The 26327-nt window shown below is 67.6% G+C and carries 18 protein-coding genes; 10 read left to right on the top strand and 8 right to left on the bottom strand.

Annotated features, from left to right (window positions below):
• Window positions 1-70 precede the first annotated feature (70 nt).
• From E0H92_RS34255 to E0H92_RS34220, 8 genes are all read left to right on the top strand, one after another.
• Window positions 71-3421 carry an alginate lyase family protein gene (locus tag E0H92_RS34255; protein WP_165550151.1) on the top strand — a complete coding sequence of 1117 codons (3351 nt, stop codon included), beginning with the start codon at window positions 71-73 and terminating at the stop codon, window positions 3419-3421.
• 49 nt (window positions 3422-3470) lie between these two features.
• A complete protein-coding gene (locus E0H92_RS34250) occupies window positions 3471-4484 on the top strand; it encodes a LacI family DNA-binding transcriptional regulator (protein ID WP_131461846.1) in 1014 nt (337 codons plus the stop codon).
• A gap of 142 nt (window positions 4485-4626) precedes the next feature.
• Window positions 4627-5871 (top strand): polysaccharide pyruvyl transferase family protein, encoded by a 1245-nt coding sequence (locus E0H92_RS34245; protein ID WP_131499167.1) that lies wholly within the window; start codon window positions 4627-4629, stop codon window positions 5869-5871.
• Window positions 5871-6857, top strand: a complete 987-nt coding sequence (locus E0H92_RS34240; protein WP_131499166.1) for an ABC transporter permease — start codon at window positions 5871-5873, stop codon at window positions 6855-6857. The genes E0H92_RS34245 and E0H92_RS34240 overlap by 1 nt, the downstream gene beginning before the upstream one ends.
• Window positions 6854-7804: a carbohydrate ABC transporter permease gene (locus E0H92_RS34235; protein WP_131499165.1), complete on the top strand. Its 951-nt coding sequence runs from the start codon at window positions 6854-6856 to the stop codon at window positions 7802-7804. The genes E0H92_RS34240 and E0H92_RS34235 overlap by 4 nt, the downstream gene beginning before the upstream one ends.
• Window positions 7805-7840: 36 nt before the next feature.
• A complete protein-coding gene (locus tag E0H92_RS34230; protein ID WP_131499164.1) occupies window positions 7841-9469 on the top strand; it encodes an extracellular solute-binding protein in 1629 nt (542 codons plus the stop codon).
• Window positions 9466-10539 (top strand): alginate lyase family protein, encoded by a 1074-nt coding sequence (locus tag E0H92_RS34225; RefSeq protein ID WP_131499163.1) that lies wholly within the window; start codon window positions 9466-9468, stop codon window positions 10537-10539. The genes E0H92_RS34230 and E0H92_RS34225 overlap by 4 nt, the downstream gene beginning before the upstream one ends.
• Before the next feature lie 5 nt (window positions 10540-10544).
• Window positions 10545-11519 (top strand): heparin lyase I family protein, encoded by a 975-nt coding sequence (locus E0H92_RS34220; RefSeq protein WP_131499162.1) that lies wholly within the window; start codon window positions 10545-10547, stop codon window positions 11517-11519.
• Between the two features lie 87 nt (window positions 11520-11606).
• Here the strand turns inward: E0H92_RS34220 and E0H92_RS34215 are convergent, their stop codons facing one another.
• The 5 genes from E0H92_RS34215 to E0H92_RS34195 form a co-directional block, all read right to left on the bottom strand.
• The gene (locus tag E0H92_RS34215; protein WP_131499161.1) at window positions 11607-12551 is read right to left on the bottom strand and encodes a DUF998 domain-containing protein; all 945 of its coding nucleotides are present in this window, start codon (window positions 12549-12551) and stop codon (window positions 11607-11609) included.
• Between the two features lie 386 nt (window positions 12552-12937).
• On the bottom strand, window positions 12938-13366 hold the full coding sequence (locus E0H92_RS34210; protein ID WP_131499160.1) for a hypothetical protein: 429 nt from the start codon (window positions 13364-13366) through the stop codon (window positions 12938-12940).
• 16 nt (window positions 13367-13382) lie between these two features.
• Window positions 13383-15158: a matrixin family metalloprotease gene (locus tag E0H92_RS44800; RefSeq protein WP_202873964.1), complete on the bottom strand. Its 1776-nt coding sequence runs from the start codon at window positions 15156-15158 to the stop codon at window positions 13383-13385.
• A gap of 89 nt (window positions 15159-15247) precedes the next feature.
• Window positions 15248-15979, bottom strand: a complete 732-nt coding sequence (locus E0H92_RS34200) for an AfsR/SARP family transcriptional regulator (protein WP_165550150.1) — start codon at window positions 15977-15979, stop codon at window positions 15248-15250.
• Between the two features lie 387 nt (window positions 15980-16366).
• Window positions 16367-16654, bottom strand: a complete 288-nt coding sequence (locus tag E0H92_RS34195; RefSeq protein WP_131499158.1) for a hypothetical protein — start codon at window positions 16652-16654, stop codon at window positions 16367-16369.
• Between the two features lie 150 nt (window positions 16655-16804).
• Between E0H92_RS34195 and E0H92_RS34190 the strand changes: the two genes are divergently transcribed.
• Entirely contained in the window at window positions 16805-19576 is a 2772-nt protein-coding gene (locus E0H92_RS34190; RefSeq protein WP_131499157.1) for a helix-turn-helix transcriptional regulator, read from the top strand.
• A gap of 92 nt (window positions 19577-19668) precedes the next feature.
• On the opposite strand, the gene E0H92_RS34185 is transcribed toward E0H92_RS34190, so the two are convergent.
• Complete coding sequence (locus E0H92_RS34185; RefSeq protein WP_202873963.1) at window positions 19669-20118, bottom strand: Lrp/AsnC family transcriptional regulator; 450 nt, start codon at window positions 20116-20118, stop codon at window positions 19669-19671.
• A 157-nt stretch (window positions 20119-20275) separates the two neighbouring features.
• Here E0H92_RS34185 and E0H92_RS34180 point away from each other — a divergent pair, with 157 nt between their 5' ends.
• A complete protein-coding gene (locus E0H92_RS34180) occupies window positions 20276-23764 on the top strand; it encodes an indolepyruvate ferredoxin oxidoreductase family protein (protein ID WP_131499156.1) in 3489 nt (1162 codons plus the stop codon).
• Between the two features lie 7 nt (window positions 23765-23771).
• Here the strand turns inward: E0H92_RS34180 and nadB are convergent, their stop codons facing one another.
• Window positions 23772-25283 carry an L-aspartate oxidase gene (nadB, locus tag E0H92_RS34175; protein WP_131499155.1) on the bottom strand — a complete coding sequence of 504 codons (1512 nt, stop codon included), beginning with the start codon at window positions 25281-25283 and terminating at the stop codon, window positions 23772-23774.
• Window positions 25280-26320, bottom strand: a complete 1041-nt coding sequence (gene nadA / locus E0H92_RS34170; RefSeq protein ID WP_131499154.1) for a quinolinate synthase NadA — start codon at window positions 26318-26320, stop codon at window positions 25280-25282. The genes nadB and nadA overlap by 4 nt, the downstream gene beginning before the upstream one ends.
• Window positions 26321-26327: the final 7 nt, after the last annotated feature.

Raw genomic sequence — 26327 nt, 5'->3', positions numbered from 1 at the left:
AAGACATCTTCGGCGGAGCACTCGCCGCCGTGCCCGTGCGTGGGCTGCGACGACAGCCGCGGTGGCCCTGATGGTGACGGGGCTGTCGCCGGCCGGCGCCGCCACGACCGGTATGTCGGATCTCGGTGAGCTGCTCGACCTGACCCGTCCGGGACTCGCCCGGGTTGCGGCGGAGCTTGCCGCCGGCGATGAGGCGGGCGCCGCGGACGAGCTCAAGGCCTACTACGCAGGCCGCTCGGGCATCGAGTACCCGGGCGTGGGTGGGGGAGGTGGCGGCGACGCGACCGCCGACGAACTGGCGGCGGGGATCTTCCGGTTCGGCACCGTGACCCGTGACTTCTACGACGATGCCGCGCAGCGGATCGACGTGGACTGGGCGGACCTCTGGGGCGGGACGGAGACCATCCCAGGGAGCGCACAGGTTCTGATGAGTGACTTCACGTTCATGTCGACGCTGACGAGCGCCTATGTGAAGGAGAGCGACCCGCACAAGCGTGCGGCGTACGCGTCGGCGTGGATGGACATCTCACTGGACTTCTTCGCCGACAATCCGAGCTGGCCGCAGAACCGCAACCTTTCGGGCGGCAAGCGGCTGGCCCAGCTCGTCAGCTCGTTCTCCGTGTTCCGGACGGAGCCGAGCATCGACGCGAACGACCTGGTGGCGTACCTGTCCGGCGTGCACGCGACGACGGATCGCCTCGCGAATGTGCTGCAGATCCATGTCGGAAACAACTGGTATGTCTCGATGGCCCGCTCGATCTACATCGCGGCGGTCTATCTTCCGGAGTTCTCGTCGTCGTTCGTCTGGGAGCCGTTCGCGGTGCGCTCGGTCGAGCGGTTCCTGCGCGCCTGGGTGAAGGGCGACGGCGTGTACCGCGAGCCGACGTTCAACTATCAGGCCTACGTGGCGGATCTGATCAACGCGATGATGGACGTTGCCGATGCCAACGGGCGAACGCTGCCCGACGGGGTTGTTCGGTCAGCGGATTGGATCGCGGATGCGCTGTTCGCGACCCGTATGCCGAATCTCGAGACCGCGCTCGTCGGGGATTCTCCGAACACGGACGCAGGCGAGAGCGCGATTCGGAAGACCGGTGAGCGCAACTCCTGGTCCGACTTCACCTGGGTCGCTTCCGGGCGCACCGAGGGGACCGCCCCGACGCTGTCGTCCACGGTGTTCCCGATCAGCTATGCGGTCCAGCGGTCCGGGTGGGACGCCAACGCCCAGTACATGCTGATCAACAACCAGAACTCCAGCTACACGGCCTCGCATCGGCATCCCGACGACCTCAGCCTGGTGATGGCGGCGTACGGGCGTCCGTTGATCGTCGACCCCGGCGCGGGGGACTACAGCGCGACCCCGACGAACGACTGGATGCGCCGCACTACCGAGGCGCACAACACGATCGAGGTCGACGGACAACCGCAGCCCGCCGGCCTGCCCCGCTCGACGTCGCTGTGGCGCTCGAACGCGGGTCTCGACATCTACCGCGGTAAGACGCAGGCCTACCGGCCGATTGCGCACGATCGCGTCGTCTACTTCGTCAAGCCCGGTTTCTGGGTCGTCTCCGACGACCTCACGGGTGACACCGGGGCGCACGACTACCGGCAGCTCTGGCACTTCCCTGGCGATCCGGTCAGTGTCGACCCCGACACGAACGTCGCCACGGTCGGGTTCGACACGGTGCCCGGCGCCGCACCGGTTGCCGGCGTACAGCTAGTCCCCGTGGCCTCGGCCGGCGCCGATGTCACGTCGAACGTTCACAAGAACGGCGCCGTACGGGTGGGCGAGCAGGTTCTCACCGACGTCGACTACCTGTCGTACGACTGGTCCGCCACCGGCGCTACGGGAGTGGACACGGTCGTGGTACCCGGCAACGCCGGCGCCGCGCCGTCGGTCAAGGCGTCGCGCATCGAACTGCCCCAGGTGGATCACGCCGTGGCCAGCGCGATGACGATCGAGCTGCCGAAGGCGACTGGCCGCTTCTACTTGTCGCGCGAGGCGATTCCCTCGACGAGGCAGTTCGGGGACGCCGCGACCAACGCCGAGACCGCCTACCTCGAGCGTGCCAAGCGCGGCGGGCTGACGCGGTACGCGCTGACCCAGGGATCGTCGCTGGTCGACGGCGGGGACACCGTGGTCAAAGCCTCCGGAGTTCTGTCCGACGTCAGTGTTGAGCTGCAGGGCGCTACCGCCCGGATCTCGCTTGGGGACCCGTTCACCGGCACCCTCACGATCAACGCACCGAAGGCCCGCGCGGTGAAGATCAACGGCAAGCCGACCGCGTTCACCCGAACCGGCAACCTCGTCACCGTCTCGGCCAAGGCAGCCTTCGCCCCGAAGCCGTTGCTCAACGAGAAGTTCACGGACGCGAGCCTGGACAGCACTGTCTATGACTTCAATGGCTCCCTTGACGGCTGGACGCCGGTGCAGGGCACCTGGGAGCTCGGCGGCGCGCAGCTGGTGCAGACCTCGAGTACGGACACGCAGTCGTTGGCGGTGCAGCAGGACGTGCCGGATGACGTGATCGTGACTGCGGACATCGTTCCCGGGGCACGAAACCAGACGACGGCAACGACCGGTCTCGCGTTCCGGTATCACGATTCCCGCAACTACTACCGGGCCGATGTCGTCAGTACGTCGGGCGGCGCGAAGCTGCAGCTCGTGAAGGTTTACAACGCGACGTCGACGCTTCTCGCGGAGACGGCGCTGCCCATCACCGCCGACAGCGCGCATACGCTGACCGTCTCCGCGGTCGGGAAGCATCTGAACGCCACAGTGGGGAGTACGTCGATCTCCGCGGACGACTCGCAATTGCCGACGGGTGGCGCCGCCGCCTCCACGAACGGCCGGGCCGCGGCCTTCGACAACATCACGATCAAGGAAGGGCTCGACCAGGCCAATTGGCGGGGAATCGCGGGACAGGCGTCCGTCAATTCGGGTCAGCTGAAGCTCACGCCTACCGATGGCAGGGCGCACGTACTGGTCGACTCGACACTGCCGTCACGCTTCTCCGAGACGTGCGACTTTGCCGCGAAGGCCACGGTCACGATCAAGGGATCCGTCGGTACGGCGGGTATCTCGCTGCGAGACACCTCGGACTCCTATGGGTACCGGATCCACCTCGGTAAGACGAGCCAAGGAACGCAGTACGCGAGTATCGTCCGCGAGGCTCACGCGTCGGGTCCGGTCACGGTGGGCACGGCATCGATCAGCAACCCGTTGAGAGGTCCCGTCGAACTCGGTGCAGCGATCCAAGGTGACCGCATCACCGTCACGCTGAACGGCGTTCAGATCCTGGAAGGTCGCGACACGGTCGTCCGCAACGGCGGCGTCGGGCTCTACGCATCCACGGAGAGCACGTTCGAGAACGTCGTTGTCGCACGCTCCTGCGAGCGACAGCGCGTCCGTCCAGACTGAACGTCGCGGCCGGGGCCAGTTGGGAGGTGGACTTCGTTAGGCTGGCGGCATGACCACGCTCAAGGACATTGCGAAGCGGGCCGGGGTGTCCACGGCCGTGGTTTCCGCGGTGATCTCCGGGGCTCGCGGCAACGTCCGGATGAGCGAGGCGACCCGGCTGCGCGTCGAGCAGGCGATCCAGGACACGGGCTATCGCGTCAACCACGCCGCGCAGTCGCTGCGACTGTCCAGATCGGGAGTGATCGCAGCGGTGGTGCCGAAGATCGCGAACCCGGTCTTCGAGCTGGCGATTCGTGGCATGCATACGGCCGCCGAGGAACATGGCGACGTGCTCTTGCTGGCCGACGCACTGTGGATCGAGCCGGGCAGCCACTTGATGAGCCGGATCGTCGGTACGGGCATGGTCGACGGGGTGTTGTTGCGGTCCACCCAATGGGGGACCGAGACAGCTGAGGAACTCACCAAGCGGTCGATCCCGTACGTGATCCTGCAGAACCCGCGACCGGACGACTCCGTGTCGGTGTGGATCGACGACGCGGCCGGCATCGGTCTGGCCACGACGCACCTGCTGGGTCTGGGGCACCGCCGGATCGCTTTGGTCGGTGGACCCGTCGTCCCGATCGCCAGTGGCGCCCGGGTCGACGGCTACCGCTCGGCGTTGCGGGCGGCGGGCGTGCGCTTCGACCGGTCGCTGGTCAAGCAGGTCGGCTACGAACCGCCGGATCTCGCAGCCGCGACGCGCGAGCTCCTCGCCTCGGCCCGGCCGCCGTCCGCGCTGATCATCGACAACATCGTCGCGGCGTCGGGCGCGATCTCGGCGATCATCGATCTCGGACTGCGGATCCCCGACGATCTGTCGATCGTGGTGTACCAGGATCTGCCCATCGCCGACGCCATGCGGCCGGCACCGAGCACGGTCCGGATGCCTGTGCAGCAAGCCGGAATGCGCGCCTATACGACCCTGCGCCGGATGATCGACGGCCGCCGCGTCCAGTCGGCCCAGGTCACCCGGCCGGCGCCGAAACTGATCGATCGAGGATCGACCGCGCCGTACGCCGGCTGAGCGCAGATCGTCCGGAAGCCTGCATCCGGTTCGCTCGCCGGTCTTGATTAACCGATGAATCATCGGCATGATGCTCGGCTAGTAGCTCCGAATCGACCGTAAAGCCCACCGTTGCTCGGGATGGGCTGGACAGGGAATCCTCATGGTTCACGTCGTTCTCGTCTCCGGCTGGCAAACCGTCAACATCGGCGACGTCGCCCATACGCCGGGTGCACTCCGAGCCTTTCAGCGCTACGCACCGGAAGCGAAGCTGACGCTGTGGGCTCGCAGCATCGACGAGAACGTACGGCAGATGCTCCGCCGCTACTTCCCGGACGTCGAGATCGTCGAGGATCGCGTCGTACCCGGCGAGGCGCTCAGCCCGGCGCTCGACCGATTGTTTGCCGAAGGCGACCTTTTGGTCCACGGGTCCGGGCCATCGCTCGTTGCCCAGGTGGAGGTCGCCGAATGGCATCGGCGGACCGGAAAGCCGCACGGTGTTTTCGGGGTGACAGTAGATCCGCTCCGGCCGTACGGCTCGACACTGGCGCGGGCGGCGAGCATGATCAGCGCGATCGACGGTGACCTGCTCAGCGAGCGCGAGCGCGAGGTGCTCGACACGGCCGCGTTCGTCTACTGCCGGGATTCGTTGACCGAGCGGTTCCTGGCCGGCCAGGGCCTCGGGGCGCCGACGATCGCGTTCGGTCCGGACGCCACCGTGATGTTCGACGTGGTCGACGACGGCGACGGCGAGGCGGTTCTCGCGGATTACGGGTTGAAGAGCGGTCGCTTCCTCTGCGCCGTACCGCGGCTGCGGTTCACGCCGTACCACCAGATCCGGAACTACCCGCCCGCGGCCGAGGATGTTCGCCGGACGGCGTACAACGCGGGCTATCTGAAGTCCGACTTGGACGTTCTGCGGCAGAGCGTGATCGGGTGGGTGCGAGCCACTGGCGAGCCGGCGCTCGTCGTGCCGGAGATGAGCTACGCGATGGAAGTCGCCGAGGCGGAGTTCGCGGGGACCTTCCCTGCCGACGTGGCCGACCTGGTCCACATCCTGCCGCGGTTCTGGGACCTGACCGAGGCGGCCGCGGTGTACCGGCAGGCCGGCGCTGTCGTGAGCATGGAGTGCCATTCACCGCTGATCGCGTTGGCGGAAGGTATTCCGGCGGTCTATCTGCGCCAGCCGACCGACACGATCAAGGGCCAGATGTACAACGATCTCGGCCTGCCGTTCGTCGAGTTGGGACCTGGGGCCGATGCTGCGGCCGGGCAACTCCTGCAGAAGATCGCCGACGACCGGCCGGCCGCGGCCGAGATGGCGCGGCAGGCGCGGGACGGCGCGCAGGAGCGCGTGCGGGGGATGGTCGAGGCCGCCGTCGCAGCGGTCGGCAGCAGGATCCGCTGATGTCGTCGGAGACCAAGGTGCGGCCGAGGGCAGGTGCAGATCCCGGTACGCCGGCCGCCCGCGCGCCTCGCATCCGCGGGCAGCTGGCGACCCGATGGCACCGGGACCGGGTGCTGCTGCTGCTCGCGATACCGGGCGTGGTCGTCCTGGTGGTGTTCCACTACCTGCCGCTGCTGGGCAACGTGATCGCCTTCCAGGCCTACCAGCCGTTCCTCGGCATCAGCGGGTCGGATTTCGTTGGCCTGAGCAACTTCTCGGTGATCTTCGACGGTGACCCGGAGTTCCTGAACGCGCTCGTGAACACGTTGGTCATCACGATGGTCCAGGTGCTGTTCGTGTTCCCGTTGCCGATCGCGCTGGCCCTGGTCCTCAACTCGATGCTGAACGAACGAGCCAAGCGGCTGGCGCAGTCGATCCTCTACCTGCCGCACTTCCTGTCCTGGGTCATCGTCGTGGCGTTGTTCCAGCAGATGTTCGGCAACGGCGGAATGCTGAACGAGTGGCTGCGTTCCGCGGACCTGGGAACCTTCCACATCATCGGCGTACCGGAGTTGTTCAAACTGCTGATCACGTCGCAGGTGATCTGGAAGGACACCGGCTGGTCGACCATCATCTTCCTGGCCGCGCTCTCCAAGGTCGACCTGAACCTGTACGAGGCAGCGGCGATCGACCGGGCCGGCCCGCTTCGGCAACTGTGGCACGTGACGCTGCCCGCGATCCGGCCGGTGATCGTCCTGCTGCTGATCCTGCGGCTGGGTGATTCGCTCACGGTCGGTTTCGAGCAGATCCTCCTGCAGCAGGGACCGGTCGGCGCACAGGCTTCCGAGGTGCTCGACACGTACGTCTACAACAACGGGATCATCGGCGGGAACTGGGGTGTCTCGGCCGCGGTCGGCCTGGTGAAGGGCGTCGTCGGCGTGGTTCTCGTACTCGGGGCGAATCGGCTCGCCCACGCCATGGGGGAGCGGGGGGTGTACTCGAAATGACCGGACTACTGGAGACCACCGCGGAACGCCGGGCTCAGCGCAACCGTCGACCGGCGTCGGACGACCGGCCGGCCTGGATGGGACGGCAACCGCGCTGGGCGACCGCGGCTCGCGGTGTACTGCTGACCGTCGCCTGCCTCGCGGTGATCGTCCCGTTCGTGGCCGTCGTGATGACGAGCCTGGCGCCGCAACGCGACATCAGCGCGCGCGGCGGACTCGTCCTCTTCACCAGCGAGCCGTCGCTGGCGGCGTACCGGGCTGTTCTGTCGGGCGGAGTGGTGACGCGGGCGCTCACCGTGTCGGTCGCGGTCACCGCTGTCGGCACTGTCCTGTCGCTGGCCTGCACCATCATGCTCGCGTATGCCCTGTCGCGGCCGGGATCGCTGCTGCACAAGCCGATCCTGCTGATGACACTGTTCACGCTCTTGTTCAATCCGGGCATGATCCCGATGTACCTGATCGTCAAGCAGCTCGGCCTGATCGACAACCTGGCGGCGTTGATCCTGCCGGTCGTGGTCAATGCCTTCAACGTGATCGTGATGCGGTCCTTCTTCCTCGAGCTTCCCGGTGAGCTGACCGAGTCGGCGAAGATCGACGGGGCCGGCGAGCTCCGGATCCTCACCTCCATCGTCCTGCCGCTCTCGAAGGCCGTCGTCGCGGTGGTCGGCTTGTTTTACGCCGTCGCCTACTGGAACGCGTTCTTCTCGGCCCTGCTCTACCTGCCGTCGCCGGAGAAGTGGCCGCTGCAGCTGGTCCTGCGAACGTTCGTCGTGAACCAGACACCGCTCGGGACGGACGAGCTCTCGGCGTCGACCGAGTCGCTGCCACCCCAGGCCTCGATCCAGATGGCGATTCTGGTCATGTCCGTCATCCCGATCCTCATCATCTACCCGTTCATCCAGAAGCACTTCAGCAAGGGACTCCTGATCGGCGCCGTCAAAGGCTGATCGACCGGACGCCCGCCATGAGGAGGGACCGTAACCATGGATGCGCTATCGCGCCGTACGTTGCTCAAAGGGCTGTCCGCGGCAGCCGTCGCGGGTGCTGCCGGATCGGCTCTCGGCTGCTCCGCCAAGACGACGACGGGAACCTCCGGCCGAATCGGAGCGGACATTCTCCCGACGTTCGCCCAGGCCGGGAAGGCCGAACCTGCGCTGAAGAGCGCGAGCCCGCTCGGCATGAGCGGGTACTTCGAGTATCCGGCGAATCCCGTCGCGTCGGTCAGCAAGCCCCCGCTGTCGGGTGGCCAGATCTCCGCTCTCACCTACACCTTCGACCCGGTGGCGCCCGGCAAGTCCGACAATCCGCTGTGGCAGGAGGTCGACAAGCGACTCGGTGGAAAGCTCGACATCACGTACGCGCCGGCAGCTGACTACGCTCAACGGTTCGCGACGACCGTGGCCGGCGGAGATCTGCCCGACGTGGTGTCGATCTACGGCTCGGTGCAGCAGCTGCCGGCGTTGCTGAAGGCAAAGTTCACCGACTTGACCGAGTACTTGTCGGGCGATGCCGTCAAGGACTATCCGAACCTCGCGGGTCTGTCCACCGATGCGTGGCGCAAGACCGTGTACGGCAACGCCCTGTGGGGAGTACCGATCGCCCGGGTGCCGATCCCGTCGGTCGCCTGGATCCGCGCCGACCTTGTCGCCGGTACCGGACTGCCCGCGCAGCCGAAGGACATCGGAGAGTTCAAGGCACTGCTGAAAGGGCTGACCAACGAGCGCAAGTCTCGCTGGGCCTGCGGCGATCCGGGCAGCACCCTGACCATGATCGCCGCTTCCCTTGGCATCCCAGGCAGCTGGAGCGAGGACGGCGGGAAATTCACCTCCAACATCGAACTCGAGCAGTACGAGAAGGCTCTGGCCGACACCCGCGAACTGGCTGACGCCGGCGTCTTCCATCCGGACGGCCTAGTTGCCTCCAACAACCAACGCAACGACTGGTTCACCAACGGGACCACGCCGATCGTCTTCGGCGGGTACGCGGGCTGGAGCAAGTACGAGATGTGGGGAGCCGAGGTGCCGGGCTTCAAGCTCGGGTCGCTTCCGATGTTCGGGTACGACGCGGCGAGCAAGCCCGTGCACCCTCGGGGGAGTGCGGCTCAGGCGTTCACCGCTGTCACCCAGGCCGACCCGGACCGGGTCCGCGAGGTGCTCCGGGTGCTCGATTGGCTCGCCGCGCCGTTCGGATCGTCGGAGTACCTCCTGCGGAACTTCGGGATCGAGGGCCAGACGTTCACGCTCGAGGGCAAGGACCCGATCGTGAACTCGCGTGGCCAGAATCTGCGGCTGGTGCCGTTCGGGTACGTCTCCGGACCGACGCTGGCCATCTACGACCCGGGCCGGCGCGATGTCGCCCAGGCCCGCTTCGACTACCAGGAGGCCGCGCTGCCGATTCTCGCCCCTGATCCGACCCAGGGCCTGTACTCCGAGACCGATGCCGCCAAGGGCCTGCAGCTGGGCAAGGACCTGACCGATACGCGGAACGGCATCTTGGCCGGACGCGCACCCGTGTCGAGCTGGAAGGCGGCCGTGACCAAGTGGCGCAACGGCGGCGGCGACAAGATCCGGGCCGAGTTCGAACAGGCCTTCTCGGAGGCGGGACCCAAATGATCCGTCAGCTGGTTGCCCGGGCCGACGAGTTCCTGGCCGGCCGTCCGTATTCCATCCTCGACCGGGAGCCGTCGGACTGGGCCGGAGACGCCCACGACTACTACTCGGTCGGCAACTACTCCTGGCCGAATCCGGAGACAGCCGACGGTCTGCCGTACATCAGGGTCGACGGACGGCGGAACCCGGACGCGTGGAGCGATCGCTACGACAAACGGCGGTTCCGGCAAACGGCCGCGGCCGTCAACACCCTGGTGCAGGCCCACGTCCTGACCGGCGAGTCACGCTACGCTGACGCCGCGGTGGCACGTCTCGAACGCTGGTTCCTGGACCCGGCGACCGCGATGCGCCCCAACTTCGCTCACGCCGCCGCGCTGCCGGGCCGGCACGACGGTGCGGCGATCGGGCAGATCGAGGCGACGCTCCTGACCGACCTCCTGGATCACGTCGACCTGCTGGAGCGGGCCGGACGATTCGCCGAAGGCCTCCCGCTCCTGCAGGACTGGTTCGCCGAGTTGGCCAACTGGATGCGGTCGAGCGAACTCGGCCGGCAGGAAGAACTGATGACCAACAACCACGGAGTGTGGTGGGACGCGCAGGTACTGCGCTATCTGCAGTTCGTCGGTGATCGGACCGCGCTCACCGAGATCCTCGATCGGTTCGGCATCCGGCTGCGCCACATCGCTACCGGCGGCTCGCTCCCGAGGGAACTGGCTCGTCCCGACTCGTTGCTCTACACCATCTACTGTCTACGGGCATTCGCCGTGTGCTGCCGAGTCGCAGCTGCTGAAGGCCGCGACCTCTGGAACGCGCCCGCCGAACCCGGCCACGGCAGTCTCCGCGACGCGTTCCATTTCTGGGCCGGCCACGCCAACGACGACCGCCGCTGGATCTGGCCCCGGCAGCCGTCGGACCTCGACCGAACCGCGCTGTGGCTCGCCGACGAAGCCGCAGCCGTCTATCAGACGCCGGGCCTCAACGCGTTCGCGGAAACCCTGCGAAGGCAGGATCTGCCCATCCCCGAGATCCCGTCGACCGCAGCCATGGAACACATCCCGACCGGTAAGGAGTGACACAGATGCAGATCTCGGCCCCTGGTCGACTTGCTCGACAGACGATGGCTCTCACCGTGGCGTTGACCCTGAGTGCCTCGGTCGGGTTCGCCGCAGTGACGAACTCACGAACCGCCAGCGCGGCAGCAGCCGCGGTGCCCAGCTACTCGGCGGGTATCGCGGGTGAGAGCTGGGCGATCGAGAACGCCGGCGCGTGCAGTGCGACGCTCGGGGCCGGCGGCAACCTCCGGGAGGGCGCCGGCTGGTTTCCAGGCAAGTGTCAGGGAGCGGGACAGGCGCCCCAGATCACCGGGACGGATGGCGCGCGTGCGTTGACGTTCCGCACGGACAAGGACTTCGAGTACGAAGGCGCCATCGTCGAGGACCCCGCCAAGAACACCTGGAAGGACGCTGCGGGAAATACCCTCCGGGACCGCACGGAGCTGGCGACGGGGTGGGACCTGCCGTTCCACACCGACGTGTGGGTCGGGTTCGACGTACGCATCCCCGAGGGCGTCGACGACGTGACGGGCAGCGGGGCGTACGTGCTGCAGCTGTGGCAGTGCACCGCGAACCCGATCGGCGGCGTACGCATCCAGTCCGGTGCCGGCAACGGGCACAACCTCCAGTTCGTGCGCCGAGGCGAGGACCCCGGCACAAACTACGACATCTCGATGGCGACCCAGAGCATCGGCGCCAACGAGTGGCACTCCTTCGTCATCAAGTACAACGTGGAGCCCTACCACGACGGCGCGCCCAAGGGGCGTATCGCGGTCTGGCACAAGGGAGCGGACACCGTGGAGGAGAAGCTCTTCGAGCGCGAGGAGTACTTCGGCTACGCGACGCGCTCCAAGTGCAAGAACGACTCCTTCAAGAACGAGTTCAGGATCAAGTTCGGCATGTACAAGGACTACCAGCCGGGCGCGACATTCCGCTCCGACTTCCGCAACCTGAGAATCGGCGCCACCAAGGAGGCAGTCCAGCCCTACAACCGCGGTTGACTTCCCCTGCTACGTCTTCTGTGACTAGTGCGGCTCTTGGTGACACCTCGGAGTTCGTGCGCGCTCGTGGCTGTGCACCACGGCCGCTCAGGCCTTCTTGGCCATGCCGAGAGTTCCGGCGGCGGATTTGACCATGCTTCCGATGCGGTCGGGGAGGGAGCGGGGTTCGAGGTCCTTGCCGGCAGCGAGCCAGGCGATGCCGAAGGCGAGAAAGGCGACCACTTCGCCGACGTAGGTGGCTCCGAGGCGGAGATCGTTGAACCCTAGCGAGAGTTCGACGCCGACCTTCGCCCAGAGGCCGGCGAGCAGAATCAGGATGCCCATTGCGATATACAGCAGGACACGCCTCCTAGGCGCCGGCATGGCCTGCTCCGTCGCCGGAACGCCCGACCACAGATACTTCCAGGCTGGGACCTTGAGTTCTTTGAGACGGCCCCGGACGCGCTTCACGTCGCTGGGCCTGGGCTCGCACAGTTTCCGTGCCGCAGGTCCGAAGCCGAACTCGCGCAGGGCGAAAACAAAACAAAGAGCGGCTAGCAGCAGGACGAAGATCGTGGCGCCGATGCCGTGCACCAGCCTGGCGGTGTCCTCGCCGAGGGAACGTTGTACGCCGCTGCACCCGGGCGGCCCGGGAAAGTCCTCGCAACTGTTCGGCCCGACCTTGAATCCATTGGTATTGAGCGATCGCCCGGTCGGGACCAGTGCGACGACGAGGAGAGCGCATCCGGCCGCCGTTGAGAGCCAATAGTCATACGTCTTGCGCTTCGCGCGCAGATAGCTGATCAGGAACCCTGTGGTGACGAACAGCCCGCCGACGAGCACGTCGCGGGCCGACGAGTGGTAGTACGCGCTCATAGATCCGCGGAGCACGCGAAGGTCATCGATCAACAACCAATCGATGGCAACGAGTACCCACGGCAGCCAGAATCCCAGGAGGCCGATCCTGCGCCGCATAGCTAGGTACGTCTGAACGAAGGGGTCGTCCGGTTGTGTCGCCTCTCGGTCGAAGGTCTTGAGTTCCAGACCGAACATGGTGCCACCTCACTCGTGCATGACTGCGGTTTGGTTGGGTACCGGGTCGCCCCAAGTCGCCGGTAGCCCAAGGGGTCGCGCGAGGATCGCGTCTTGACGAGTGGAAACGCGGGTACAAATAGAGCAAGCGATGACTGTGTGTCGTCCCAGCGTGACCCCTTGGAGTGACAATGCCCAGCAATGAACGGACCCCGGGGCGACCAGGATTCGTGGGCGCCAGCACCCCGATGGTCGTGGTCAGCGACTGCTGCTGGCTGTGCGGCGGTGCGCTGACGGCCGAGATCCAGTGCGTCGGCGCCCCGCGACCTAACCTGCAATGGTTCTGCCCAGGATGCGAAGTCTCGTGGTCCGCTCCGGGCACGATTGCCTGACCGGCTGCTCGGGGCTCAACTCGAGAAGAGTCTGGGCTCGCCGCTCACCTCCCACCGGTTCCGGGTACGACGAAACGCAATACTGACTCCACCAAGTTCGACCGTTTGTCCACCGCCCTCGCGGATCGCGGCGTGCAGCGTGATCCGCACGTCGTCCGGCGGCTGGGATTCGGTCCGGAGATGGAGGTAGGGCAGGCGGCCGAACTCCTGTGCTTCCAGGCCGAGATCGTCGGCAGTGACGATCAGCACCAGTGGCTGCAGACCTGTGACCACCGCGGGGTTGATGACGCTGCTGGCGTCCAGCCGAAGCGGGCCCCCGGACCAGGACCTGAGGAGGTCGAGGTCCGGAAGCCGTGCGTGCCCGCCGTACCCGGGTAGATCCCGATCGGTCAGGGCCGCCTCGAGCACGAGGCGTTGCAGGGTCGCCAGCGCGTCCGCCGGCACGTCCCGCGCAGCTTGGTCAGAGATCGCCGATCACCCTGTAGTAGCCGTGGTTCTCGCCGCCTGGGTTGTCCACATGGAAGACGATCAGGTCCTGGCGGCCGTTGCCGTTCAGGTCTGCCAGCGCGACCCCCGCGCCCTGGTCCTCGGATCCGAACCATCCCGGGGTCGCGACGATCGGTCCCCAGCCGCCGGTGACGTTGCCGAGGGTGTCGAGCCCCGAGCCGATGCGGTAGTAGCCGTGGTTCTCGCCACCTGGGTTGTCAATGTGGAAGACCAGGAGGTCGAGTTGCTCGTTGTGATCGATGTCGGCGACCGCGATGCCGGCGCCCTGGTCCTCCCAGCCGAACCAGCCGGGCACCTGCCGGACCGGGCTCCAGCCTCCGGTCACGGCGCCGTCCTTGTCGAGGTTCCAGCCGATCCGGTAGTAGCCGTGATTGTCGCCGGCCGGGTTGTCCAGGTGGAACACGACGAGATCGAGCGAACCGTTGCCGCTGATGTCAGCCAAGGCGATGGCCGCGCCCTGGTTCTCCCAACCGAACCAACCGGGCACGGAGCGGATATCGCTCCAGTTCGTGACGTTCCCGTTGGCGTCGATGTCCCAGCCGATCCGGTAGTACCCGTGGTTGTCACCGCCAGGGTTGTCCACGTGGAACACGACCAGGTCGGAACGGCCGGACCCGCTGATGTCACCGAGCGCGATCCCGGCTCCTTGGTCCTCGGCACCGAACCAGCCGGGCACGGGCTTCCGGTCGCTCCAGCCCGCGGTGACACGTCCATCAGAGTCCAGCCGCCAGCCGATCCGGTAGTAGCCGTGATTCTCACCGCCCGGATTGTCGACGTGGAAGACCACCAGGTCAGGCTGTCCACCCGCGGTGCTGATCTGGCCGACGGCGATGTCTGCGCCCTGGTCCTCGGATCCGAACCACCCCGGGACAGGGTAGATGCGGGCGCCGTAGATGGTCTGGATCCCCAGTACGTCGTCGGCGGAGAGATAGCGGTGCGGCCCGAGGTAGTACGGATACATGAGCGAGCTCGAGTCGGCGCTGTGCGCCAGGCCCAGGGCATGGCCGAACTCATGGGCGGCGACTGTGGCCAGATCGACTCCTCCGATCGGAACAGGCAGGGTGGTCGTCCAGGTCTCGTCGTCGTCGAAGTGCACGTCGCCCGCGAGGTCTCCGCCGTTCGGCGGTGGGTAGAAGGCATGCGCGAGAACACTGCCGGCCCCGTCGAAGGGCGATCCGTCGTCGTGATCCAGCGTCACGAACCGGATACGGATGTCCGGTGCGTCCGATTCGGTGAAGGTCAGGGGAGCGGCGTTCGCCCACAGCGCGAGCGCGGATTGGATTGCGGCGCCGATTTCGGCCTGGCTCAGGTCGCCGGTGAAGTCCTCGACGTCGTAGCTGATGTTGGTGTGATCCCATTTGTTGCCTTGCGCAACAAAGGATGCGATCGTGACGGATGCCTCGGCGCGACTGCGCTGTGCGGGACGGTCGGGGAACCCGCATCGCGGCAGGCTCATCAAGCTGACGGTGGCTTCGTCGAGCACTCCGGTTACCGTGAGCCCGAAGTACTGCTGGAAGCGTCGTAGCGCCGCGACTGTGGTGTTGTCGAGCGTCCCGGCCTTCGGCTTCTGCGCGCGCATGCCTGCTCGGATGCCTGCGTAGGGATCGTTCGCCGGCGCGGCAAGGTATCCGAATTGGCTCAGATACTCCTGAAGGGCTCTGACCGGCTTGCCCTTCGTTCCTGGCTCGAGGTTCAGTCCTGCAACCAGTTCAGTGATGTCGAACGTCATGATCCGCTTACCCCCTCGATCTGCGTCTGAACTCCCAGCGTGGCCGGTGTGCAGTCGTTGTCGCGTCTCCGCGCTGTCGCAGCAGTGACTCACGGGTGTCGCCGGGCACCTGGGTGTGCGTGGTTCCGCACGTCCACAAGATGCGAGACGAGGGCCGTCAGCTCACTGCTGGGCTCCGCGTCGATCTCGGTGTGCAGCAACTCCGCGAAGCGCTCGAATTGGCGGATCGCAGCGACGATGTTGTCCTCGTGCAGAGAGATCTCGATGAGCAGGCGGACTGCGGACTCCCGTAACGGATCAAGGCCGGCGGCAATCGCCGCGACTCGGCAGGCTGCGCCGGTGCGGCCGGCGCGAAGAAGCGTGCGGGCCGCGGATTCCAGTGCGTACACCCGGAGAAGGTGGAAGTCCTCGCGTTCGGTGATGAGCCACGTATCGACCCATCCCGGCAGTAGGTCGCGGTCGATTCCCGGCGGCGGCGGACCGGCGTCGCCCTCGAGTGCGCGATGACACCAGGTCATCGCCTCGTCGAAATCTATGTCGACGTCTCGCAGCGAGATGTATCCGCTGTCCTCGCCGAGGAGGGAATTCTCGTGCTGCCTCAGCCGCCAGATGACACCGCGCAGGTTCCCGAGCGAACGTTTGTCCGATAGCAGGGGCCACAGTGTCTCGGCCGCCACGCTTCGATGTTGGCTGCCGCGGACGGCCAGCAAGGCCAGCAGCCGGCGGCAGCTCGGCCGATCGATGATGATCGGGCGATTCTGCTCGGAAAGATGAAACGTACCCAATACTTCGAGGCGGCGATTTGTTTCCACACTGCTCACTGGACACCCCCGGACGTGCGGTCGTCCGTTGCCGGCCGGCCCTCGCATATCTGGGGCCGGCCCTCCCCGCAACGGCGAATCGCGTCGTGCGCCTCCATCATGCCGCCATTTCCGAACCGATTGAAATCCTCGGGCTGACCAATTTCGATTCCACGGCTTAAGCAAGCCATCGATTTCCATGGCACATTTGATTTAGTAGTCGGATCCGATAGGCGTCATGGCCGGTAGCCGGTGCCGACTGGGGCCGTGCCGGGGTGACCTTGGCGGCCGCGCATCGCTGCCTCATGGTCACGAAAGGTTGCTGTAGGCAAATACCTCTCGGCACAGCTGGTCGACGTCCTCGCGGGAAGTGGTGTTGGCAGCGCTGAGATTGTGGCCCTCGGTGTCCTAGGCGGCGTGGGTCGGGCGGCGGCGGTACAGCCATACGCCGGCGAGGGCGATGCCGGCTCCGCCGAGGCCTGACGTGGCAGCTCGGAGTACTTCGGATGTGGTGTCGTCGGCCGAGTTCGCGCGGGAGGTCGTGGTGCTGGGCTGGGTTGAGAGTGCGTGGTTCGGTACGGCGGCGGTGGGGCTGGGGTCTTCGGGTGGGACTTTGGCGTTCGACTCTGTCGAGGTCAACACGAGGGCGGCGACGGCGAGGACGGGGGCGGTGATGATGAAGCGCTTGTTGTTCATGGTTCCTCCTTGAAGTTCGGCTTTCGATCACAGTGCTCCGCGGGCGGATTCGGCGGATCGGGCATCTGTGCGCAGATTGCCGGGTCGTTTCCTTAGGCGGCGGCTGTCTGTGCCTTAGCAAGCCGATGCGGCGAGGCGCATGATGGTGGTGTGGGTGGGGCGCTGATCGGGCGCGAGACGGAGCTCGTGCTGCTCAGGGAGCTGACGGCCGGACTGTCAACAGGGTCGGCCGTTGCGATCGTGCGGGGTGAGGCGGGGATCGGCAAGACATCTCTGGTCCGCGCCGCCGTAGCAGATGCCGACTCTGCCGGGCTACGCATCCTGAGCGGGGCGTGTGCGCCGTTGTCCGGTGCGGTGGCCTATGGGGGACTGGATGCGGCGCTCGGGGTGGGCAGGGAAGCCGGCGGTGAGGTGTTCGCGTCGGTAGCGGCGGGTCGAGCCTGGACTGTCGGCGCGATGATGCGCACGGTGACGGAGATTGCCGACGGTGGTGCAGTACTCGTCGTGGAGGACGTGCACTGGGCAGACCGGTCGACGCTGGATTTCCTGGCACACCTCACCCGTAATCTCCCTGCGACAGGTCTGCTGGTCTTGCTGACCTGGCGAGACGAGGACACCGGCGCTGAGCAGGCCCGCTGGCTCGGAGAGGAGTTGCGCATCACCTCGGTCACCGACGTGCCGCTTCGCCGACTGACGCTGGAGGAGACTGCTCAGCAGATTCCGGAGTGTTCGGCTGAGGTCGTGGCAGCGGTGTACGCGCGCAGTGCCGGCAACCCTTACCTGAGCGCTGAGTTGGCCCGCGGGGCCGCTGAACCGTCCGAGTCGCTGCGCCAGGTGCTGAGCGCGAAGCTCGATGCTGTCGGATTGCCCGCCCGCATGGTGATCGCCGCTGCCGCGACCCTCGGCCGGGGCTTGACCGACGACGAGATGCTCTCAGCGGCCTCCGATGACGCGGATGCTGTACGGCGGGCATGCGCGTCAGGCCTCATGGTGCGCGAGCCAGGGAACGGGGCTATCGCCCGTCATCCCGTGCTGGCCGAGCTCGCCTACGAAGGGCTGCTGTCAAGGGATCGGAGACGGCTGCACGGACGATTGGCGGGACGCTTGGAGGCGGCTGTGCCCAACAGGCCGGGCGCGGCTGCGGTTGCGGAAATCGCCGAGCAGTATCGCCGCGCCGAGAGCGTCGAAGACGGGCTCGTCTGGTCGGTGCGGGCTGCGGTGGCTGCCGAGCAGGAGTATGCGGTTGCTGAGGCCGGTCATTGGTACGCGGTGGCAGCAGACTTGTGGGGCTCCGCCCGCGACGTGCCGGCTGAGGTGCCCGAGGAACTGTCGCTGCGTGTGTCCGCGGCAACCCACCTCGCCTCCGTGGGGCATGCGGCCGAGGCCGCGGCGCTTCTGGAGGGCGATCTGACGGCCATGTCCGATACGCGCGAGGAGGTGCTACGCGCCGCGTTGACCCGGTGCTGGCTCGGAACCACTGTGGGCGACACCGCGCAGGCGCTGCGCGATGTCGAGCTCGCTCAGCGGTTGGTGCCCGCTGATGACGAGCCGACCTGGGCCAAGATCGCCGCCGGTCAGGCAATGGCGCTCGGCACCTGCTCACGATGGGACGAGGCCGAGGCGCCGGCGCAGGTCGCGCTCGAACTCGGCACGAAGCACTCAGACCTCAGGACGGTCGGCAAGGCTCATGCTCTACTCGGTGTCAGGGCGAGTGTCCGGGGCTTGCCGGAGCGAGGTCTCGAACATCACCAGACGGCACTAGCGATCGCGCACACGCTCGCCGAACCCGAGGATCTCGCGATGGCAGGTGTCGGGGTGACCGATGCGTATCTGCGGCTGGGGGACCCCGACCGGGCCGCCCAGGTCGCTCGCTTCGTCGGGCAGCGGGTACGCAGGCTGATGTTGAGCAGGCACTGGCTGGAAGACCTGATGGACGGCAACGTGGTCCAAGCACTCTACGAGTCCGGTCGCTGGGACGAGGCCATCGCCTGGATGTCCGATCCCTCGGCACCGTCCGATCTCGGCTTCTTCCAGATGATGGCGGTCAACGTCCACCTGGCACGCGGTGACATCGCAACGGCGGAGAGGTTGATCGATCAGGCGGCCTCCCTCGGTGAACGCGATCAACCACAGTTCTTCGGGCCGTACGGCGAAGGGAGAGCGCGCCTGCTGTTGCAGACCGGCTGTGCCGAGGAAGCGCTCGAGTTGACCTTGTCGCTCGCCGGCACCGTGCAGGCGAGCGCCGATGACGAGGTGAAGGAGGGCCTGCTCCTCGCCGGTCTCGAGGCGGCCGGTACCGTCCGGGCGCCCGATCGCCTCGAACATCTGGTGTCGCGCCTCGGCGGCGTGACCGAGCGCCCGACCCAAGCGGCCGTGTCCGCGATCATCGATGGCGAACGTTCGCGCGCCAACGGAACCTACGACCCGGAACCGTGGCTAGTCGCGGTGCGGGAATGGTCCGCGCTCGGTCGGCCGTACGACGAGGCGCGGGCACGCCTCCGAGCCGCCGAGGCGATCCTCACCAGCCGCCGGGGCGCACCCGCCCGGCACGCAGCCGCCGAACAGCTCATCGTGGCACGGCGCCTGGCCGAACGGCTCCAGGCGGCTCCGCTGCTCGAGCAGATCAGCAACCTCGCGCGTCTGGCCCGGATCGACGCAGGGCGGGGCGGCCCGGCCCATGACAGCACAGATCCGGTACCGGACCCGACGGGTGCGCCCGCTCTGACGGACCGCGAGCATCAGGTCCTGGCGCTCCTCGCCGAGGGAATGACCAACCGCGAGATCGGCCAGGCCCTCTACATGAGCCCGAAGACCGCGAGCGTCCACGTCACCCACATCCTGGAGAAGCTCGGTGTCCAGACCAGGGTGCAAGCCGCCGCCACCGCAGCCCGCCTTGGTCTGGACAAGCCGCCGCCGACGTGAGGCTGCGCGCGAGCGGCAGCTCCAGTGTCAACAACCCGGGTGGTTGGTATCTCCCGCCGGTGGTGCCGTCGCCAGTGGTGGCGATGGTTGGTTTAGGTGCGGCGGGTCCATTGTTCTAGGACTACTAGGGTTTTCGTGCTGGCTATGGCTTTGGTGGAGCGGAGGGAGCTGACTACTCGGCGGAGGTCTTCTACGCCTTCTACCTGGATTCGGATCAGGGCGTCGGGGTCGCCGGCGAGGGTGAGGACTTCTTTGACTTCGGGGACCTGGGCGACGAACTCCATGATCTGGGCGAGGTCCAGGTCGTCGGCGAAGTGGAGTTCGGTCATTGCCTCGATGCCGCCGGCGATGCGGCCGTGGTTGATCTGGACGGTGTAGCGCTCGATCACGCCGAGCTTCTCCAGCCGGGTGATTCGTCGCTGGACCGGCGCGACGGTCAGGCCGACCGCGGTCGCTATCTCGCGGAGCGGCCGGCGGGCGTTGTCGCGGAGCAGGTCGAGGATCGCGCGGTCGGTGTCGTCCAGGCTGGCTTGCTCGGGCACGCAACGAAGTCTACTCTCGGCATGCACTTTGTTGCGCATGAACCAGCTGAACAAGACCAGGGATTGCGAATCGTCGCCAAACTCGACGACAACTCTTGTGACGTGGCCCACCGAGACCGCAGTCTCGGGGGAATTGCTGCGGACCCCTGGAGAGTCGATGACCGCGATCGCCCCCGCCGAGATCCCCGTCGAGATCACTGTGGAGCGGCTCGCCGCGCTGCCGCCGTACGACCTCGACGACCGGTTCCGGCACGCCGGTCCGCCGACGCTGCTGACCGGTGTCCAGGCGATCGCGCGGCTGCTCGTGGAGCATCGCGCGCTCGACCGGCGCCGGGGGTTGCGTACGGCGTCCTTCGTCTCCGGCTACCAGGGGAGCCCGCTCGGCGGACTCGACCGGCTGCTCGCGGGTATGAAGGACGTGCTCGACGAGAACGACATCCGGTTCGTACCCGGACTGAACGAGGAGCTCGCCGCGACCTCGGTGTGGGGGAGTCAGATCGAGCTGCCGCTCGGCACCGGTACCCACGACGGCGTGACTGGCTTCTGGTACGGCAAGGGCCCTGGCGTGGACCGCGCGACCGACGCGCTGCGTCACGCCAACATGTACGGCGTGAACCCGCGCGGCGGCGCCGTACTCCTGGTCGGTGACGACCCCGCCTCGAAGTCGTCGACCGTACCGGCGGTGAGCGAGCGGTCCCTGGCCGCACTGGGGATCCCGGTCCTGTTCCCGCGCAACGCGGCCGAGATCGTGACGCTCGGCCTGCACGCGATCGAGATGTCGCGGGTGACGGGCTGCGTCGTCGCACTCAAGATCGTCGCGGACGTCGCCGACGGCGCGTGGACGGTCGACGCCGCCGCGGGGGAGGTCCTGCCGGTCACGCCCGCGATCGAGTGGGAGGGCCGGCCGTACCGCTACGAGCAGCGCCCGATGGTCGTACGGCCGGACGCGATCGTGCGCGCCGAGGCGGATCTGGTCGGGCCCCGGACCGAGCTGGTTCGCGCGTACGCCGTCGAGAACGGCCTCGACGTGGTCGACGTCGACCCGGCCGGCGCGCGGGTCGGATTCGTCGCGACGGGCAGCTGCTACGACTCGATGCGCCAGGCCATGAAGGACCTGGGCGTCACGGACGAGGCGCTCGCGCGGGCGGGCGTCCGGGTGCTGCGACTCGGCCTGATGAGCCCGGTCGCGCCCGGGACCGTCCGCTCGTTCGCCGAGGGCCTCGACCGGATCGTCGTGGTCGAGGACAAGACCGCGTTCGTCGAGACCCAGCTCCGGGAGATTCTGTACGGTACGCCGGACGCGCCGCAGATCCTCGGCAAGCGGGACACCGAGGGTCGCGCGCTGATCCCAGCCGACGGCGAGCTCACGTCGGGCCGGTTACTCGCGCCGTTGAGGCACCTGCTCGCGGGTCTGGTCCCGATCACGCCGCCTGCCCCGAAGCGGACCCAACTCCCGTTGCTCTCCACGAGCCGCTCGGCGTACTTCTGCAGCGGCTGTCCGCACAACCGCTCCACCGCGCTGCCCGAGGGGTCGATGGGCGGCGGCGGGATCGGCTGCCACGCGATGGTCACGATCTCCGACCGGCAGGACAGCGCCGTCACCGGAGTCACGCAGATGGGCGGTGAGGGCGCGCAGTGGATCGGCCAGGCGTGGTTCACCGACGCCGGCCACATCTTCCAGAACGTCGGCGACGGCACGTTCTTCCACTCCGGGCAGCTCGCCGTGCAGGCCTGTATCGCGGCCGGCGTCAACATCACGTACAAGGTGCTCTACAACGACGTCGTCGCGATGACCGGCGCGCAGGACGCCGAGGGCGCGCTCACCGTGCCCCAGTTGACCCACAAGCTGTACGTCGAGGGCGTGCGGAAGATCGTCGTTTGCGCAGACGAGCCCGGACGGTACCGTCGCCGCGACCTCGCGCCCGAGACCCTGTTGTGGAGCCGCGATCGTCTGGATGAGGCTCAGCGGATGCTGCGGGACGTCCCCGGTGTGACGGTGCTGATCTACGACCAGCACTGCGCCGCCGACGCGCGCCGCCAGCGCAAGCGCGGCAGTCTGCCTGCCCGTACGCAGCGTGTCGTGATCAACGAGGCAGTGTGTGAGGGTTGTGGCGACTGTGGCGTGAAGAGCAATTGCCTGTCGGTGCAGCCGGTCGAGACCGAGTACGGTCGCAAGACCCGCATCGAGCAGACGTCCTGCAACACCGACTACAGCTGTCTCGACGGCGACTGCCCGTCGTTCGTGGTCGTCGAGACAGCAAAGGCGCCCCGTAAGAAGGCCGCGTTCCCGGCGCCGCCGTCGGTTGCGCCCAGCAGTGCCGAGGAGCGGGTGACCGGTACCCAGAACGTCTTCCTGGCCGGTATCGGCGGGACCGGCATCGTCACGGTCAACCAGGTGCTCGCGACTGCCGCGCATCGCGCCGGGTACGCCGTCGAGTCGCTCGACCAGACCGGGCTGAGCCAGAAGGCGGGACCGGTGACCGGTCACCTGCGGTTCGCCGACGGCGAGCTCGAGCCGGCCAACCGGCTGACTCCCGGATCCGCGGACTGCTTCCTCGGCTTCGACCTGCTGACACTCGCCGAGGACCGGAACCTTGCCTACGGCAACGGTGCCGCGACGCGGACCGTGGTCTCGACCAGCCGGACGGCGACCGGCGCGATGGTGTACGACCCGGCCGTCCAGCACCCTGACGAGGCCGGCCTGCTGGAACGCGTCCGCACCGCGAGCCGGGAGCTGTTCGACTTCGACGCGCTCGAGGCCGCGGACCGGATCTTCGGGAACACGATCGCCGCGAACTTCCTGCTCGTCGGCGCCGCGTACCAGACCGGCGCGCTCAGGCTCCCGGCCGCCGCCATCGAGGAAGCCATCACGATCAACGGCACCGCGGTCGCCGCGAACATCGCCGCCTTCACCTGGGGACGCGTCGCAGTCACCGACCCAGCCACCTTCCGCGCCGCCGGAACCGCAACGGCCCCGGCCGTGAAAGCCGACGTACCGGCCTCAGTCGCCGCGTCCGGCCTGGAGGGTGAGGTACTGCGGCTCGCAACCCAGCGCGCCACCGACCTCGTCGCGTACCAGAACCTCAAGCTCGCGAACTCGTACGTCGCCTTCGTCGCGCGGGTCGCGGCGGCCGAGCAGGCGGTCACGGCGGAGACCCGGTTCAGCGAGGCTGTTGCCCGCAACCTGTTCAAGTTGACGGCGTACAAGGACGAGTACGAGGTCGCGCGGCTCCTGACCGACCCGGCGTTCCTCGACGCCACCGGCGAGTCGTTCCCCGGTGGCGTGATGTCCTTCAAGCTGCACCCGCCGGTGTTGCGGGCGCTGGGCCGCAAGAAGAAGCTCTCCTTCGGCCCCAAGTCCCACAGCACCCTACGGGTCCTCGCACGGCTCAAGTCGCTGCGCGGCACCCGCGCGGACCTCTTCGGCTACGCCCACCTCCGCAAGCTCGAGCGCACCTTGCGGGACCACTACCGCGCCCTGATGACCGAACTGGCCGCCGAGCTGGACCTCGCGTCCTACGAACGCGCGGTCCAGCTCGCCGAACTGCCCGACCTCGTCCGCGGCTACGAATCCGTCAAGCTCCGCAACGTCGACCGCTACACCACGGCCCTCCGCGAACTCGGAGTCGAACCGCCCACGGTGTAAGCCCTGCTCAGGCGGCGGTCGAGTGGAGGAGTTCACGTACTGCCGGGCGGCCGTCCTCGTCGAGACGGATGACAACGTGCCGGTTCCACCGTTCGTCGGTCTGCGGGTGGTCGGAGCGCCAGTGACACCCGCGGCTGTCCTCCCGGGTCATCGCGGCTGCGACAACCGTGCGGGCCACTGTTGCCAGGGGACCGTCACCCGCCGAGTCGAGCTCGTCGGCGGCGGTCTGCAAGCCAGGGCCGTCGCGGCGGATACCGGCGTACTCAGTCAGGATCGCCCGGATCCTGTCCGGTTCGCGGTCCTCGCCCAAGGTCAGCCGGGTCGGCTGTCCGTACGACGCCGCGGGCAGGTCGAGGGTAAGCGCCGTCGCGACCCGACGCCCGAACACCAGTCCCTCGAGCAGGCTGTTCGATGCCAGTCGGTTGGCCCCGTGGACACCGCCGCCCGCGGCCTCGCCCACGGCGTACAGCCCCGGCACGTCGGTGGCTCCGTCGCGGTTCGTGCGGATTCCGCCGCAGAGGAAGTGTTCGGCCGGGGCGACCGGGATCGGCTCGCGCAGCATGTCGACGCCGATCCGGCGGCACGACGCGAAGACGGTCGGGAACCGCCGGCGGATGGTGTCCTCCGGGATCGACCGGGCGTCCAGCCACACATACCCACACCCGTCGCGCCGCATCGTCGACTCGATCGCCCGGGCGACGATGTCCCGCGGCGCGAGGTCGGCACGCGGGTGTACGTCGGGCATGATCCTGCGGCCGCGCAGATCACGCAGTACGCCGCCTTCACCGCGGACCGCCTCGGTGACCAAGGGCAGCTGACCCGTGGTCTCGCCGGTGAAGAGCGCGGTCGGATGGAACTGCACGAACTCCATGTCGACCAGCGACGCCCCGGCCTGCAGCGCCAGCGCGATGCCGTCGCCGCGGACGGACGACGGGTTCGTACTGGCCAGGTAGGCGTTGCCGATCCCGCCGGTGGCCAGTACGACGGCGCGAGCGTCGATCTGGCTGACGTCCCCGTCCTCCTCGACGAGTACGCCGGTGACGTGTCCGGAGCCCGACTTGACCAGACCGACGACCCGGCCCGTCACCGTACGGAGGCCGGCGAGCTGTACCGCCTGGTGCAGTGCCCGATGAACTTCGGCGCCGCTGGCATCACCGCCGGCATGGACAACCCGGTGGCGATCGTGGCCACCTTCGAGGGTTCGTGACAGCGAACCGTCGGTGTCGCGGTCGAACCGTGCACCCAGGGCGATGAGCTCGGCGAGCCGCTGCGGACCTTCCTCGACCAGTGCCCGGACGTTGCGCGGGTCGCAGAACCCCGCGCCGGCGATCTCCGTGTCGTGGGCGTGGTCGAGCGGGTCGTCATCGCCGTACGCGGCGGCGATCCCGCCCTGCGCCCACGGCGTACTCCCGGCGCCGGCACTGATGAGCAGTACGTTCCGGGTCGCTGCCAGGCCCAGCGCGGCGGACAGGCCGGCCACACCGCTGCCGATGACGACGACGTCGACGGATCTTCTCACCGAGCACCACCGGACTTGCCGATGGCAACCATCCGCTGGACCGACTCCCGGGCCCGTTCGGCCACGTCGAGAGGTACGTCGACCTCGTCGCGGCCCTCGCGGAGGCACCGCAGCAGCAGCTCGGGCGTGATCATCTTCATGAAGCGGCACGAGGCCTTCGGGTTCACCGGCCGGAAGTCCGTGTGCTGGTTGACCTTGCGCAGCTGATGCAGCATGCCGATCTCGGTCGCGATCAGCGCCGTCTTCGCCGTCATGTCGCGGGCGGCGCCGAGCATCCCGGAGGTGGACAGGATCCGGGTCCGGTCCGCGGGCAGATCACCGACGCCGGCCAGCCAGACCGCCGAGGACGCGCAGCCGCACTCCGGATGCACCAGGACCTCCGCCGCCGGATCGGCCTCCACCTGGGCGCGCAGATCGGCCGCGCTGATCCCGGCGTGGACGTGGCATTCACCCATCCAGACGTGGATGTTGTCGCGCCCGGTCTGCCGCCGTACGTGGTTGCCGAGGAACTGGTCGGGCAGGAACAGGATCTCCTGGTCCGCCGGGATCGACTCCACGACGGCCACCGCGTTCGACGACGTACAGCACACATCGGCTTCCGCCTTGACCGCGGCGCTGGTGTTGACATAGGCAACCACCGCGGCGCCGGGATGCTCGGCCTTCCAGCTCCGCAGCTGATCGGCGTCGATCGTGTCGGCCAGCGAACATCCGGCCTGGGCCGTCGGGATCAGTACGGTCTTGTCCGGACTGAGCAGCTTCGCGGTCTCGGCCATGAAGTGCACGCCGCAGAAGACGATCGTCGACGCGTCGGTGGTGGCGGCGATCCGCGACAGTTCGAGGGAGTCGCCGACGTGATCGGCCACATCCTGGATCGCGGGGTCCTGGTAGTTGTGGGCGAGGACGACCGCGTTCTGTTCGCGGGCCAGGCGGCGTACCTCTTCCTGCCAGGTCGTCGCAATGCTCTGGGCAACGGACATTGCCTGTTCCCTTCCTTCTAGTTTTCGCCTAATAGGCGATAACTGGTATGACGGTACCATCGGCCAC

It is taken from the genome of Kribbella speibonae, assembly GCF_004331375.1.
GTDB lineage: Bacteria > Actinomycetota > Actinomycetes > Propionibacteriales > Kribbellaceae > Kribbella > Kribbella sindirgiensis.
This window is presented reverse-complemented; position numbering and strand designations above follow the sequence as displayed.

Bases quoted from the DNA above. Each gene is read 5' to 3' on its own strand.
- E0H92_RS34255 (WP_165550151.1), top strand. From the start codon at position 71: ATGGTGACGGGGCTGTCGCCGGCCGGCGCCGCCACGACCGGTATGTCG.
- E0H92_RS34250 (WP_131461846.1), top strand. From the start codon at position 3,471: ATGACCACGCTCAAGGACATTGCGAAGCGGGCCGGGGTGTCCACGGCC.
- E0H92_RS34245 (WP_131499167.1), top strand. From the start codon at position 4,627: ATGGTTCACGTCGTTCTCGTCTCCGGCTGGCAAACCGTCAACATCGGC.
- E0H92_RS34240 (WP_131499166.1), top strand. From the start codon at position 5,871: ATGTCGTCGGAGACCAAGGTGCGGCCGAGGGCAGGTGCAGATCCCGGT.
- E0H92_RS34235 (WP_131499165.1), top strand. From the start codon at position 6,854: ATGACCGGACTACTGGAGACCACCGCGGAACGCCGGGCTCAGCGCAAC.
- E0H92_RS34230 (WP_131499164.1), top strand. From the start codon at position 7,841: ATGGATGCGCTATCGCGCCGTACGTTGCTCAAAGGGCTGTCCGCGGCA.
- E0H92_RS34225 (WP_131499163.1), top strand. From the start codon at position 9,466: ATGATCCGTCAGCTGGTTGCCCGGGCCGACGAGTTCCTGGCCGGCCGT.
- E0H92_RS34220 (WP_131499162.1), top strand. From the start codon at position 10,545: ATGCAGATCTCGGCCCCTGGTCGACTTGCTCGACAGACGATGGCTCTC.
- E0H92_RS34215 (WP_131499161.1), bottom strand. From the start codon at position 12,551: ATGTTCGGTCTGGAACTCAAGACCTTCGACCGAGAGGCGACACAACCG.
- E0H92_RS44800 (WP_202873964.1), bottom strand. From the start codon at position 15,158: ATGACGTTCGACATCACTGAACTGGTTGCAGGACTGAACCTCGAGCCA.
- E0H92_RS34195 (WP_131499158.1), bottom strand. From the start codon at position 16,654: ATGAACAACAAGCGCTTCATCATCACCGCCCCCGTCCTCGCCGTCGCC.
- E0H92_RS34180 (WP_131499156.1), top strand. From the start codon at position 20,276: ATGACCGCGATCGCCCCCGCCGAGATCCCCGTCGAGATCACTGTGGAG.
- nadA (WP_131499154.1), bottom strand. From the start codon at position 26,320: ATGGTACCGTCATACCAGTTATCGCCTATTAGGCGAAAACTAGAAGGA.